The sequence below is a fragment of the Aeromonas sp. Marseille-Q7275 genome (assembly GCF_965119515.1).
In genome coordinates, this window is sequence record NZ_CBCPLW010000003.1 from 277,207 (window position 1) to 291,072 (window position 13,866).

Here is a 13,866-nt window from a genome sequence, read left to right on the forward strand (position 1 = left end):
TTTCCGCCATTCAGCCAAGAGAAAGGGCAGCCCGCGGGCTGCCCTTTTGTGTTGCCGGCTCAGGGGATCTGGCTGACCCAGATAAGCTGGTCGGTGGCAAAGCCGAGCCCCCTGGCCCGCTCGACCAGGGCCTCTACCTTCTCCTTGGGCGGATGGGGCGTGCGGGAGAGGATCCAGAGGTACTGGAGGTTGTAGCTGCTCACCAGGGAGAGGTCATAGTCCGTCGCCAGCACGTTGTAGCTGCCGTAGAAGGGGCCGAAGAAGCTCACCTTGAGGCGCCCCTCGTCGCGCTCGCCCACGAAGTAGGCGCGCCCCTCGGCCTCGCGCCACTCCCCCTCTTCATCCTGCCCCCGGTTGATCACCCTGACACCGCCGTCATCCCGCAGGCTGTAGCTGGCGGTGACCCGGCTCAGGCCGCGCTCGAAGCCGTGATCGAGGCGGGCCACCTCGTACCAGGTGCCGAGATAGCGGTCGAGCTGGAAGGGCTTGACCACCTGGTGCCCCGGTGGAATGCCGGTGCAGGCGGTGGCCAGCAGGGCCAGAGCGAGCAGGATCAGTGTGCGCATGTCATCCCTCCACGATACGCAGTTGTCCCGAGCGGAAGCGTGCCGCGTGTTCGCTCGGGGTGTTGCCGAAGAAGCGTTTGTATTCGCGGCTGAACTGGGAGCCGCTCTCGTAGCCTACCCTGTCCGCCGCCACCCCGGCCTTGAGGCCGTCGTGCAGCATCATCAGCCGCGCCCGGTGCAGGCGCAGGGTCTTGATGTACTGCAGGGGCGAGGTGGCGGTGGCCGCCTTGAAGTGGTGGTGGAAGGCCGAGACGCTCATGTTCGCCTCCCGGGCCAGCTCCTCCACCGTCAGGTTCTCGGTAAAGCGCTGCTCCATGATACGCAGCACTCGGGCGATCTGGCTCACCTGGCTGTGACGGCTGGCCATGGCCAGCAGGGCAGGGGCTCCCCCCTCGTGCAGGGCGTGGAACAGGATCTCGCGCACTATCTGGGGCCCCAGCACCCGGGCGTGCAGCGGCTTGTCCATCACGTCGATGAGGCGCTCCACCGCGCAGAGCATGGTCTCGGAGAGGGGCACCGAGACCACGCCGCGACCCGGCTCCGCCGGGGCGGGGGCGGCATCCCCCATCTCCAGCAGCAGGGCCTGCAGCGCCGCCACGTCGATCTCCACCGAGAGCCCCACCAGGGGGGCTTCGGGGGAGGCGAAGCACTCGCACTCGCAGGGCAGCGGCAGTGTCATCATCAGGTAGTGCTCGGGGTCGTAGCGGAAGGTGAAGTCCGAGAGATAGCCCACCTTGTGCCCCTGCAGGATGATGATCATGCGGGGCCGGTAGAGCACAGGGATGCGGTCGTGGTGCTCGGTGGTGTAGATGAGGTGCACGCCGGGCACGGGGGCGGCGGTGATCCCCGGGTGCGGCGCCAGGGCGGCGAGGCGGCTGGCGAGGGCGGACTGGTGGGTTGCCGCGACGGGCTGATTTGTACTCATTTATCCAGGCTCAGTAGAAATAGGCAAGAAATCGGCAGAAAGCTCCCTTGATGGTAGGTGGTTATAAGAGAAAAATGCAACCCATACCTTACCGACTACGATCACCCCAGGAGATCCCATGAACAACTTCATCCTGCACACCCCCACCAAGGTGCTGTTCGGCAAGGGCCAGGTAGCCCAGCTGCGCGGCCAGATCCCGGCCGACGCTCGCGTCCTCATCACCTACGGTGGCGGCAGCGTGGTGCGCAGCGGCCTGCTGGCACAGATCCGCAGCGAGCTGGCGGGCCTGACCCTGTTCGAGTTCGGCGGCATAGAGCCCAACCCGGCGTACGAGACCCTGATGGGCGCCGTCGAACTGGCTCGCGCCGAGCAGATCGACTTCCTGCTCGCCGTCGGCGGCGGCTCCGTGCTGGACGGCACCAAGTTCATCGCCGCTGCCGCCCACTACGATCTGGCCAGGGAGCCCTGGCACATCCTCGAGACCGTGGGCGGTGAGGTGGCTTCCGCCATTCCCCTCGGCGCCGTGCTGACCCTGCCGGCCACCGGCTCCGAGATGAACATGGGGGCCGTCATCACCCGCAGGAGCACAGGGGACAAGCAGCACTTCTTCTCCCCCTTCGTGATGCCGCGCTTCGCCGTGCTGGATCCCGTGCTCACCTACACCCTGCCGGCCCGTCAGGTCGCCAATGGCGTGGTGGATGCCTTCATCCACACCCTGGAGCAGTACCTCACCTACCCGGTGGACGCCAAGGTGCAGGATCGCTTCGCCGAAGGGCTGCTGCTGACCCTGATCGAGGAGGGCCCCAAGGCGCTGGTTGAGCCGGAAAATTACGACGTGCGCGCCAACATCATGTGGAGTGCCACCCTGGCGCTCAACGGCCTGATCGGCGCCGGCGTGCCCCAGGACTGGGCCACCCACATGCTGGGTCACGAGCTGACCGCCCTGCACGGCCTGGACCACGCCCAGACCCTGGCGGTGGTGCTGCCCGCCCTGCTGCAGGCCAAGCGTGAGCAGAAGCGCGCCAAGCTGCTGCAATACGCCGAGCGGGTCTGGGATCTGCGCAGCGGCAGCGAGGCCGAGCGCATCGACGGCGCGATCAAAGCCACCCGCGACTTCTTCGAGCGGATGGGGGTCAAGACCCGGCTGCGGGACTACGGCCTGGCCGACGCCAATATCGACACCCTGCTGGCCAAGCTCGAAGAGCACGGCATGACGGCGCTCGGGGAGCACGGCGACATCGACCTGGTGCAGAGCCGGCATATTTATGAAGCCGCCTGGTAAGAGGCGAGAGACCAGTTCCGGCCTTGTCCGGGGTTGAATCAGGGGGCCCGCTCCCGCCTTGTGGCGGCGGCGCGGCCCCCGAGTCGTTACAAAACGGTTACTTTTTCCCCTTTCATCTCATCTGATGATCCAATGGCAGATTTCATAAGAACAAAAAACGCTAAGGTAGAGGCTCGGCAAAACATTTTTTTTGACTGGTTGGATCACTTTTTTCAGCGCATTTTGCTGGTATAAGCCACTAATTTGGTTTGTTTTTTTTAATCATGAGCCGGGATGGGCTGAATTCTGTACCCGCTCGCCCGGGGTCGTGGTTGTAATAAAACTCCAAAATTTGATACTAATCACCTTCGCGCCTGAAAAGCGGGGGCCTGACCATGACAGGAGGTTGAGGTAAAGCCTGCTGATTTTCATAACAAAGGGCCCGTGACCTGCACTTTGATCATGCCTTGTCCCCTCAGACATGAGAGACTGGGCAATGATTGTTTATTAACCATCAGGGAATAGTCATGCAGATTGGAATACCGAGAGAGAGTCTCGCCGGTGAGACCCGGGTCGCAGCGACCCCGGCCACCGTCGAGCAGCTGAAAAAGCTCGGCTTCGAGGTCGCCATCGAGGCCGGTGCCGGCCAGCTGGCCAGCTTCGATGATGCCGCCTTCGAGGCTGCCGGTGCCAGCGTGGTGCCGAGCGTCTGGCAAGCCGACCTTGTCTTCAAGGTCAACGCGCCGACCGATGCCGAGATCGCACAAATTAAGGATGGTGCCACCCTGGTGAGCTTCATCTGGCCTGCCCAGAACCCCGAGCTGGTCAAGAAGCTGTCCGAGCGCAACATCAATGTGATGGCGATGGACATGGTGCCGCGGATCTCCCGTGCCCAGTCCCTCGATGCCCTCTCCTCCATGGCCAACATAGGTGGCTATCGCGCCGTGGTCGAAGCCGCCCACCAGTTCGGTCGCTTCTTCACCGGTCAGATCACCGCCGCCGGCAAGGTTCCACCCGCCAAGGTACTGGTGATCGGTGCCGGTGTGGCCGGTCTGGCTGCCATCGGGACCGCCGGTTCCCTCGGCGCCATCGTGCGTGCCTTCGACACCCGCCTGGAAGTGGCCGAGCAGATCGAGTCCATGGGTGGGCAATTCCTCAAGCTGGACTTCGGCGGCGAAGATGGCGCCTCCAGCGACGGTTATGCCAAGGTGATGAGTGAAGAGTTCATCAAGGCCGAGATGGAGCTGTTCGCCCAGCAGGCCAAGGAAGTGGACATCATCATCACCACCGCCCTGATCCCGGGCAAGCCGGCACCCAAGCTGATCACCAAGGAGATGGTGGACAGCATGAAGCCGGGCTCCGTCATCGTGGACATGGCGGCTCAGGCCGGCGGCAACTGCGAATACACGGTACCGGGTGAACTGCATGTCACCGACAACGGCGTCAAGGTGATCGGTTACACCGATCTGCCGGGTCGTCTGCCCGCCCAATCCTCCCAGCTCTACGGCACCAACCTGGTGAACCTGATGAAGCTGATGTGCAAGGAGAAGGACGGCAAGGTCGCCATCGACTTCGAAGACGTGGTCCAGCGCAACATGACGGTGATCCAGGCCGGTGAAGTGACCTTCCCGCCCCCCGCCATCTCCGTCTCCGCCGCACCGCAGAAGCCGGCCGCCGCCAAACCGGCAGCCAAGAAAGAAGAGGCCAAGCCCTCCAACAAGAAGTTCGTGTTCGGTGCCCTCGGCATCGCCGCCTTCGGTTGGGTCGCTGCGGTGGCACCTGCCGCCTTCCTCTCCCACTTCACCGTCTTCATCCTGGCCTGCGTGGTCGGTTACTACGTGGTGTGGAACGTCTCTCACGCCCTGCACACGCCGCTGATGTCGGTCACCAATGCCATCTCCGGCATTATCGTGGTCGGTGCCCTGCTGCAGATTGGGCAAGGGTCGACCCTGGTCACCGTATTGGCCTTTATCGCCGTGCTGATTGCCAGTATCAACATCTTCGGTGGCTTCACCGTCACTCAGCGCATGCTGAAGATGTTCCGTAAGGATTAAGGGGGTTTAACGTGTCTCAAGGACTGGTAACAGCATCCTATATCGTTGCCGCCGTGCTCTTCATCCTCAGTCTCGCGGGACTGTCGAAGCAAGAAACGGCCAAGCATGGCAACCTGTTCGGTATCGCGGGGATGGCCATCGCCCTGCTCGCCACCGTCTTCAACCCGGAAACCAGTGGCGTGCACTGGATCATCCTGGCCATGGTCATCGGCGGCGCCATCGGCGTGCGTCTGGCGCTCAAGGTCGAGATGACCGAGATGCCCGAGCTGGTGGCCGTGCTGCACAGCTTCGTGGGCATGGCGGCGGTGCTGGTGGGCTTCAACAGCTTCATCGACTTGCACCCCTCTGCGCCCGCTGAAGTGGTCGTCTCCGTCGGCTCCAACCTGGATGCGACCCTGGCTGCGGCCCGGGCGGCGTTCGAGCAGGCGGCCAGCGTCGCCCAGGTCGAGCACCTCTCCGGCGCCATGCTGAACATCCACCTGGTGGAAGTGTTCCTCGGCGTCTTCATCGGTGCCGTGACCTTCACCGGTTCCGTGGTGGCATTCGGCAAGCTGCGTGGCCTGATCTCTTCCAAGCCGCTGATGCTGCCGCACCGCCACAAGCTGAACCTGCTGGCCGTGGTGGTCTCCATCGCGCTGATGATCCACTTCGTCAACGCCGGTGGCTCCACCTTCGCCCTGCTGCTGATGACCCTGATCGCCTTCGCCTTCGGCTGGCATCTGGTGGCCTCCATCGGCGGTGCCGACATGCCGGTAGTGGTCTCCATGCTGAACTCCTACTCCGGTTGGGCGGCGGCGGCGGCGGGCTTCATGCTCTCCAACGACCTGCTGATCGTGGTGGGTGCCCTGGTGGGTTCCTCCGGTGCCATCCTCTCTTACATCATGTGCAAGGCGATGAACCGCTCCTTCATCTCCGTCATCGCCGGTGGCTTCGGCTCCGACGGTGTGGCCTCCACGGCCGATCAGGAGATGGGCGAATACCGCGAGACCAACGCCGAAGACGTGGCCGACATGCTGAAGAACGCCAGCTCCGTCATCATCACCCCGGGCTACGGCATGGCGGTGGCGCAGGCCCAGTACCCGGTTGCCGAGATCACCCACAAGCTGCGCGAGCGCGGCGTCAAGGTGCGCTTCGGTATCCACCCGGTTGCCGGTCGTCTGCCTGGTCACATGAACGTGCTGCTGGCGGAAGCCAAGGTCCCCTACGACATAGTTCTGGAAATGGACGAGATCAACGAGGACTTCAGCGATACCGACGTGGTGCTGGTGATAGGTGCGAACGACACCGTCAACCCGGCCGCCATGGAAGATCCGGGCAGCCCCATCGCCGGCATGCCGGTGCTGGAAGTGTGGAAGGCGCAGAACGTCATCGGCTTCAAGCGCTCCATGAACACTGGCTACGCCGGTGTGCAGAACCCGCTGTTCTTCAAGGAGAACACCCAGATGCTGTTTGGCGATGCCAAGGCCAGCGTCGAGGCCATCCTGAAGGCGCTCTAAGCGTCGATGGGATGAGACAAGAGGAGGCTTCGGCCTCCTTTTTTATTGCCCGCTTTTCACGGGGGCGGGCAAGACATTGATGGCAAAGGGCCTTGGCCGGGAGGTGGGATCCGTTGCCGGCGGCAGGGCAGCAATCCGGTGACGTTGCCCTCACTGGAAGGCATAATGGCGGCAAAAGGCGAGGGGGCTCAATTTTATTTGAGGCTCGTGCCACTAGAATCAAATAAAGTGACATGGACGGGGTGGCCCGGCGGGCGGCCCTCCAGATAGCACCCATACCCTCATACGATGCCTGCGGCACAGTGAACCAGAGAAACCACAGATGAAAGCACAATGGACCGACTTTATTACTCTGCTCAAGCGTGAAGTGGTGCCGGCCCTGGGCTGCACCGAGCCCATGTCGGTGGCGCTGGCCGCCGCCAACTGCCGCAAGCTGCTGGGGCAGGATCCGACCCGTATCAGCGTCTGGGTCAGCGGCAACCTGTTCAAGAACGGCATGGGGGTCGGGGTCCCCGGCACCGGCATGATAGGCCTGCCGGTCGCCGCCGCCGTCGGCATCACCGGGGGCAACCCGGATGCGGGTCTGGAGGTGCTCAAGACCCTCACCCCGGCCCAGGTGGACGCCGCCAAGGCGCTGCTGCCCATCATCAAGGTGGACGTGAAGGACGTGCCTGACGTGCTCTACGCCGAGGTGCTGGCCGAGGCCGACGGCCACAGCGCCCGGGTGGTGATCTGCACGGATCACACCCGCATAGTGCTGCTGGAGAAGGATGGCGAGGTGCTGATGGAGCAGGACAGTGCCCCCGGGGTGCAGATCCAGCCCGCGAAATCCGACAAGCCCGCCATGACGCTGCGGGAGATAGTGGAATTTGCATTGCAGGCGCCGCTGGGCGAGATCGACTTCATCCGCGAGGCCGCCACCATGAACCAGGCGCTGGCAGATGAAGGCCTGCAGGGCTATGGCCTGCGCATCGGCAAGATCCTCACCGAGCAGGTGGAGCGCAAGCTGCTCTCGGACGATCTGATGACGCTGGCCATGCGGTTGTCCTCCGCCGCCTCCGATGCGCGCATGGACGGCGCCATGTTGCCCGCCATGTCCAACTCGGGCTCGGGCAACCAGGGCATAGCCGCCACCATGCCGGTGGTGGCCGCCGCCCGCTTCCTCAAGGCCGATGACGAACAGCTGGCCCGGGCACTGGTGATGAGCCACCTGGTGGCCATCTACATCAAGGCCTACCAGAACAAGCTGTCGGCCCTGTGCGCCGCCAGCACCGCCGCCATGGGCTCGGGTGCCGCCATCACCTGGCTGCTGGGTGGCCAGTTCGAGCAGATCAGCCACTGCATCAACAACATGATTGGCGACGTCTCCGGCATCATCTGCGACGGTGCCGGCAGCGCCTGCTCCATGAAGGTGTCGACCTCCACCTCGGCGGCGGTCAAGTCGTCGCTGATGGCCATCAATAACCTGCACGTGCCCCAGAGCGAGGGCATAGTCTCCGACGACGTGGACCAGACCATAGCGAACCTGGGCCGCCTCTCGAAACAGGGGATGCTGGACACCGACATAGAGATCATCAACATCATGCGGGCCAAGCAGCAGGGCAAGGCTGGCTGATGAGGGGGGCGGCACTGGCCGCCCCCGGTTTTTGCAGATATTGACGTCACCCCGAACGGGGGGCGTGCCGCCACGATGCGGCCAGTTTCGGGGCGAGGTGCAGGGTGCGCCCGTCCATCCATCTCGGGCCTCGCCCGTTTATTTTTGGGGAATATCATGACTCTTAGCGTTATCGGTAATCTGGCCATCCTGGTCATGTTACTGCTGTTTCTCTACCGCTTGCAGCAGACCCACGTCAGCTTCACCCGCCGCGTCTTCTCGGGGCTGGGGCTCGGGGTCCTGTTCGGCTGGGCCTTGCAACTGTTGTACGGTGTCGGCTCCGAGGTGCTGGTCCAGACCGGCGACTACCTGGATCTGGTCGGCAGCGGCTATGTGAAGCTGCTGCAGATGATCATCATCCCGCTCATCATGGTCTCCATCATAGGCGCCATCCTCAAGCTCTCCGGCGGCAGCGCCCTCGGCAAGATCAGTGCCCTGACCATAGGGGTGCTGATCTTCACCACCATGATCGCCGCCGGGGCCGGGATACTGATGTCCAACCTGTTCGGCCTGAGTGCCGAGGGGCTCACCGCCGGCGCCGCCGAGACCGCCCGTGGCGCTGCCCTGCAGACCAGCCTCGGCAGCGTCGAGAGCATGTCCCTCGCCAAGATGGTGCTGGAGTTCATTCCGGCCAACCCCTTCCTCGACATGACGGGTTCACGCAAGACCTCCACCATAGCCGTGGTGATCTTCTCCATCTTCATCGGCCTCTCCGCCACCGGCATCGCCCGCAAGCAGCCCGAGATCTTCGCCAGCTTCGAGCGCTTCATGGGGGTCGCCCACGCCATCGTCATGCGGATGGTGACCCTGGTGTTGCGCCTCACTCCCTATGGCGTGCTGGCGCTGATGGCCAAGGTAGTGTCCGGCTCCAACTACGCGGACATCATCAACCTGCTGAACTTCGTGCTGGCCTCTTACGGTGCCATCGCCATCATGTTCCTGGTGCACCTGCTGCTGGTGAGCCTGGTGGGCATCAACCCGCTGCGCTTCCTGAAGAAGATCATGCCGGTGCTGGCCTTTGCCTTCACCTCGCGCACCAGTGCGGGCTCCATCCCCATGAACGTGCAGACCCAGACCCGGGCCCTCGGCATCCCGGCGGGCATCGCCAACTTCGCCGCCTCCTTCGGTGCCACCATAGGCCAGAACGGCTGTGCCGGCATCTACCCGGCCATGCTGGCGGTGATGATAGCCCCGACCGTGGGGGTCAATCCCCTGGATCCCGGCTTCATCATGACGCTCATCGCCATCATCACCGTCAGCTCCTTCGGGGTGGCCGGTGTGGGGGGCGGCGCCACCTTCGCGGCGCTGATCGTGCTCTCCGCCCTGGACTTCCCGGTGGCCCTGGCGGGGCTGCTCATCTCCATCGAGCCCCTCATCGACATGGGCCGCACCGCCCTCAACGTCTCAGGATCCATCACCGCCGGCACCCTCACCAGCCGGTTGATGGGGCAGACCGACATGGCCGTCTTCAACGGCGATGCCGAGGTAAGCCTGGACGGGGAAGAGTCCGCGGTCTGACCGGATCTTATCTTCTGATTTGTTTATGAAAAGGGGAGGCGAGGCCTCCCCTGTCGTGACTGGAGTCAAGCTATGCGTATTGTGATCATCGGTGGCGAAGCCGCCGGCATGAGTGCGGCGGCCAAGGCGCGCCGTCTGGCCAGGGACGCCGAGATTGTGGTGTATGAAGCCTCCGAGGTGATCTCCTTCGGGGCCTGCGGTCTGCCCTACTTCGTGGGGGACGATTTCCAGGAGCCGGGCTACATGGCCGAGTTCACCCCGGAGCAGTTCGCCGCCAAGGGGATCGAGGTGAAGATTGGCCACAGGGTGCTGAGCCTCGATGCGACTGCCCAGACCCTGGTCGTCGAGCACAAGGGCGACAGCTTCAGCGATCGCTACGATCGGCTGATGATCGCCACCGGTGCCCGCGAACAGATGCCCCCCATCCCCGGCCTGCAGCAGCAAGGGGTGTTCGGCCTGCGCCGGATGAGCGATGGGTTGGCGCTCAAGACTGCGGTGCAGGATCCGCGCAGCAAGAAGGCGGTGGTGATCGGCTCCGGCTTTATCGGGCTGGAGGTGGTCGAGGCCCTGGTCCATCAGGGCAAGGAGGTGCGTCTCATCGAGCTGGCCGAGCGGGTCATCCCCGAGGCGTTCGATGGCGAGATCACCCAACACATCGAGACCGAACTGCGGGAGCAGGGCGTCTCCCTGCATCTCGGCGAGCGCGTCCAGGCCTTGCTGGGGGAGGGCCGGGTCAGCGGCGTGCGCACCGACCAGGGTGAGTACGAGGCCGATATCGTCGTGGTCTGCACCGGGGTCAGGCCCAACACCGAGTTCCTGGCCGACAGCGGCATAGCGCGGCTCGGCAACGGCGCCATCAAGGTCGACCGTCAGGGGCGCAGCTCGCTGGCCAATGTCTGGTCGGCGGGGGATTGCGCCAGCGTCTGGCACAGCGTCAAGCAGCAGCAGGTCTATGTGCCGCTCGCCACCATAGCCAACAAGCTGGGGCGCATGGTGGGGGAGAACCTGGCGGGGGCCGAACAGGAATTCCCGGGCACGCTCGGCTCGGCGGCGCTCAAGGTGCTGGGACTGGAGGCGGGTCGGACCGGGCTTTCTGAGAAAGAGGCCCAACAATTGGGCATCGACTACAGCACCGTGGTGATCAAGGACAAGTGCCACACCAACTACTGCCCGGGCCAGTCCGACATCCACGTCAAGCTGGTCTATGAGGCGGGCAGCAAGCGGCTGCTGGGGGGCCAGATCCTGGGGCGCAAGGGGGCGGTACACCGCATCGACGCCCTGGCGGTGGCCATCACCATGGGGGTGACCACGGATCAGCTCGGCATGCTGGACTTTGCCTACGCGCCGCCCTTCTCCCGCACCTGGGACGTGCTTAACGTAGCGGGCAACGTGGCCAAGTAGCTGGGCAGTCATGGCGGCGCTTGCCTATGCGCTCTTTTTCCATGCTTGGGATGCACTCAACGTGGCCAAGTAGCTGAATGAAGATGACGGCGCATGCAGGGCGCCGTCATGGGAGGCGCACTCTGCGGGCAGATTGCAGCCATAAAAAAACCGATGCCAAGGCATCGGTTTTTTGTATCCGTCATGCTCAGCCGCGGCCGAGGCGATTGTCCGGGTAGTTCTTGGCCAGCACTTCGCGGGCGTGGCGGGCCAGGGTCGGCATCTTCAGGGTATCGTAGGCGTTGACCATGATCTCCAGTGCCTTCTCTGTCTCCACGGTGTCGGGATAGGTCTCGACCACCAGCTTGGCGCGGTTGGCGGCGGCGATCAGGGCATCACGCTTCACGTAATACTCGGCCACCCCCAGATCGTAGCGGGCGAGGCGGGTCTTCAGACCGACCATGCGGGCACGGGCATCGGCCGCATACTGGCTGTTCGGGTAGTTCTGCAACAGGGTCTTGAAGTCCTGGAAGGCCTGACGGGCGTAGGAGGGGTCCTTGTCGTCCCGATCGATACCCAGGAAGTCCTGGAAGAAGTTGTAATCCGCCGCCATATTGGTCAGACCGCGCATGTAGAACACGTAATCGATGTTCTTGTGCGCCGGATTGAGGCGGATGAAGCGGTCGATATTGGCGATCGCCTGGGCGGTATCATCCTGCTTGTAGTAGGCGTAGATGAGATCGAGCTGCACCTGGTTGGAGTAGGCGCCGAACGGATAACGAGAGTCCAGCGCTTCCAGCAATTCGATGGCATTCAGGTAGTTGCCTGTGTCCAGTTTGAGACGGGCTTTCTGGTACAGAACTTCCGGCGGTTCGTCGGGAACCTTGGGTTTGGTGCTGGAACAGCCAGTGATCAGCGTAGCGACCAAGGCGAGCGACATCAGCAGGCGAGACTTCTTTCCCATCAACAACATCCGGTCCATTTCCACGAAATTGGCAAAGTATCCGTTATGCTTGGCTAAAAGAAAAGCTAGAATACCCGGATTATTTCGAATTGATACCCCCGCTCAAGAGACCATACATGAGCCAGCATATTGAACTGACAGGCGAATTTCAGGATCACCAATTCGGGCAGCGACTCGACCAGGCCCTGGCCGAATTGTTTCCAGACTACTCCAGAACCCGCATCAAGGAGTGGATTTTACAGGACAGAGTGACCCTGGACGGTCAGGTTGCGAATACCCCGCGCGAGAAAGTGGTGGCCGGGCAGCAGGTACATGTAGATGTCGAGTTGGAAGATGACACCCGCTGGGATGCCCAGAACATCGACCTCAACATCGTCTATGAAGATGAACACATTCTGGTGATCGACAAGCCGGCCGGTCTGGTGGTCCACCCGGGCGCCGGCACGCCGGACGGCACCATACTGAACGCCCTGCTGCACCGCTACCCCGGCATCGCCGAGGTACCCCGTGCCGGCATAGTGCACCGTCTGGATAAAGACACCACTGGCCTGATGGTGGTTGCCAAGACGATCCCGGCCCAGACCCATCTGGTGGAGGCGCTGCAGGCGCGTCAGATCACCCGTGAATACGAGGCCGTCGCCATAGGTCACATGACCGCAGGCGGCACTGTGGATGCCCCCATCGGTCGTCACCCGACCCAGCGTACCCACATGGCCGTGGTGCCCAATGGCCGTCCTTCCGTGACCCACTACCGGGTGCACGAGAAGTTCCGTGGCCACACCCGTCTGCGTCTGCGTCTGGAAACAGGTCGTACCCACCAGATACGTGTCCACATGGCGCACATCAAGCATCCGCTGGTGGGGGATCCCGCTTACGGTGGCCGTCTGCGCCTGCTGCGCAATGCGACCCCTGAGCTGACCCTGGCCCTGCGCAACTTCAACCGCCAGGCGCTGCATGCCACCATGCTGAAGCTGGCTCACCCCATCACCGGCGAAGTCATGGAGTGGCACTCTGCCACGCCGCAAGACATGCTGGATCTGATGGAAGTGCTGCGTGCCGATACGCTCGCCAATCCGGACGATTTAGTCTGGAGCTGATGCGATAGGGCCTGCGTCGGTTTCTGCCGCCGTCCGGCCCGAAGAGATGACAAACGGGGTTCCCTTTCAGGAGCCCCGTTTCTATATCCGTGAATGGAAGGAGTCACAGATGAACTGGATTGAACCCGACTGGCCCGCTCCTGGCAATGTCAGGGCCCTGTCGACCACCCGGGATGGTGGCCTGAGCGAAGGGGTCTTTGCCGGTCTCAACCTGGGTGCCCATGTGGGGGACGAGCCGGCACGGGTCGAGGCGAACCGTGCCCGCCTGCAGCAGGCGGCGCAGATCCCCGGGCCCCTCAACTGGCTCAACCAGGTGCACGGCATCGCAGTCCATAGGGTCGGCAGCGACTATGAAAAGGCGCCGGATGCCGACGCGGCCTGCACCCACGAGGCCGGGCAGGCCTGCATAGTGATGACGGCCGACTGCCTGCCGGTGCTGTTCTGCGATCGGGCCGGCACTGTGGTGGCTGCCGCTCATGCCGGCTGGCGTGGGCTGAAAGAGGGAGTGCTGGAGGCGAGCATCGCCGCCATGGGCTGCGAACCGGGGGAGATCCTGGCCTGGCTCGGCCCGGCCATCGGCCCTGCGGCCTTTGAAGTGGGGGGCGAGGTGCGCGAGGCCTTTATGGCGGAGCAGGGCGAGGCGGTCGCCGCCTTCGTGCCTTCCAGCCATGAGGGCAAGTGGCTGGCGGATATCTACCAGCTGGCCCGGCTGCGCCTGGCCCGCGCCGGTGTGAATGCGGTCTATGGCGGCGAATACTGCACCTTCAGCGACGCTGAACGGTTCTACTCTTATCGCCGCGACGGCCAGACCGGCCGCATGGCCTCTCTTGTCTGGCTGACGCCTTGACGAATCTCCCGCCCTGCATCTTGCAAGGGCGGGGATCCTGCCAGCGCCCTCGTTGCAGAAAAAATAACCAGGCCCGCCCCTTGAAATAGCCCGTACGGGCCTCA

Annotated in this window: 11 protein-coding genes; 8 read left to right on the forward strand and 3 right to left on the reverse strand. The window is 63.5% G+C overall.

The features are described 5' to 3' along the window. Positions 1-59: 59 nt before the first annotated feature. Both ACWPWQ_RS05115 and ACWPWQ_RS05120 read right to left on the reverse strand, forming a co-directional pair. On the reverse strand, positions 60-566 hold the full coding sequence (locus tag ACWPWQ_RS05115) for a lipocalin family protein (protein ID WP_454009164.1): 507 nt from the start codon (positions 564-566) through the stop codon (positions 60-62). 1 nt (position 567) lies between these two features. Continuing rightward, positions 568-1,491, reverse strand: a complete 924-nt coding sequence (locus tag ACWPWQ_RS05120) for an AraC family transcriptional regulator (RefSeq protein WP_202047616.1) — start codon at positions 1,489-1,491, stop codon at positions 568-570. A 118-nt stretch (positions 1,492-1,609) separates the two neighbouring features. Between ACWPWQ_RS05120 and yqhD the strand changes: the two genes are divergently transcribed. From yqhD to ACWPWQ_RS05150, 6 genes are all read left to right on the forward strand, one after another. Next, a complete protein-coding gene (gene yqhD / locus ACWPWQ_RS05125; RefSeq protein ID WP_429161923.1) occupies positions 1,610-2,773 on the forward strand; it encodes an alcohol dehydrogenase in 1,164 nt (387 codons plus the stop codon). A 506-nt stretch (positions 2,774-3,279) separates the two neighbouring features. Continuing rightward, entirely contained in the window at positions 3,280-4,806 is a 1,527-nt protein-coding gene (locus ACWPWQ_RS05130; RefSeq protein ID WP_139437940.1) for a Re/Si-specific NAD(P)(+) transhydrogenase subunit alpha, read from the forward strand. Between the two features lie 11 nt (positions 4,807-4,817). After that, a complete protein-coding gene (gene pntB, locus ACWPWQ_RS05135) occupies positions 4,818-6,302 on the forward strand; it encodes a Re/Si-specific NAD(P)(+) transhydrogenase subunit beta (RefSeq protein ID WP_139437938.1) in 1,485 nt (494 codons plus the stop codon). 322 nt (positions 6,303-6,624) lie between these two features. Next, positions 6,625-7,917 (forward strand): L-cysteine desulfidase family protein, encoded by a 1,293-nt coding sequence (locus ACWPWQ_RS05140; RefSeq protein ID WP_454009165.1) that lies wholly within the window; start codon positions 6,625-6,627, stop codon positions 7,915-7,917. A gap of 156 nt (positions 7,918-8,073) precedes the next feature. Next, positions 8,074-9,474 (forward strand): L-cystine transporter, encoded by a 1,401-nt coding sequence (locus tag ACWPWQ_RS05145; protein WP_218410315.1) that lies wholly within the window; start codon positions 8,074-8,076, stop codon positions 9,472-9,474. Positions 9,475-9,546: 72 nt separating this feature from the next. Then, positions 9,547-10,875, forward strand: coding sequence for a CoA-disulfide reductase (locus ACWPWQ_RS05150; RefSeq protein WP_454009166.1), 1,329 nt, complete (start codon positions 9,547-9,549; stop codon positions 10,873-10,875). 187 nt (positions 10,876-11,062) lie between these two features. Here ACWPWQ_RS05150 and ACWPWQ_RS05155 read toward each other — a convergent pair whose 3' ends face one another. Continuing rightward, positions 11,063-11,818 carry an outer membrane protein assembly factor BamD gene (locus ACWPWQ_RS05155; protein WP_162852238.1) on the reverse strand — a complete coding sequence of 252 codons (756 nt, stop codon included), beginning with the start codon at positions 11,816-11,818 and terminating at the stop codon, positions 11,063-11,065. A 116-nt stretch (positions 11,819-11,934) separates the two neighbouring features. On the opposite strand from ACWPWQ_RS05155, the gene rluD reads away from it, so the two are divergent. Together rluD and pgeF are read left to right on the forward strand one after the other, a co-directional pair. Next, positions 11,935-12,915: a 23S rRNA pseudouridine(1911/1915/1917) synthase RluD gene (rluD, locus tag ACWPWQ_RS05160; RefSeq protein WP_005324417.1), complete on the forward strand. Its 981-nt coding sequence runs from the start codon at positions 11,935-11,937 to the stop codon at positions 12,913-12,915. A gap of 109 nt (positions 12,916-13,024) precedes the next feature. Beyond that, the gene (gene pgeF / locus ACWPWQ_RS05165) at positions 13,025-13,762 is read left to right on the forward strand and encodes a peptidoglycan editing factor PgeF (protein ID WP_454009167.1); all 738 of its coding nucleotides are present in this window, start codon (positions 13,025-13,027) and stop codon (positions 13,760-13,762) included. Positions 13,763-13,866: the final 104 nt, after the last annotated feature.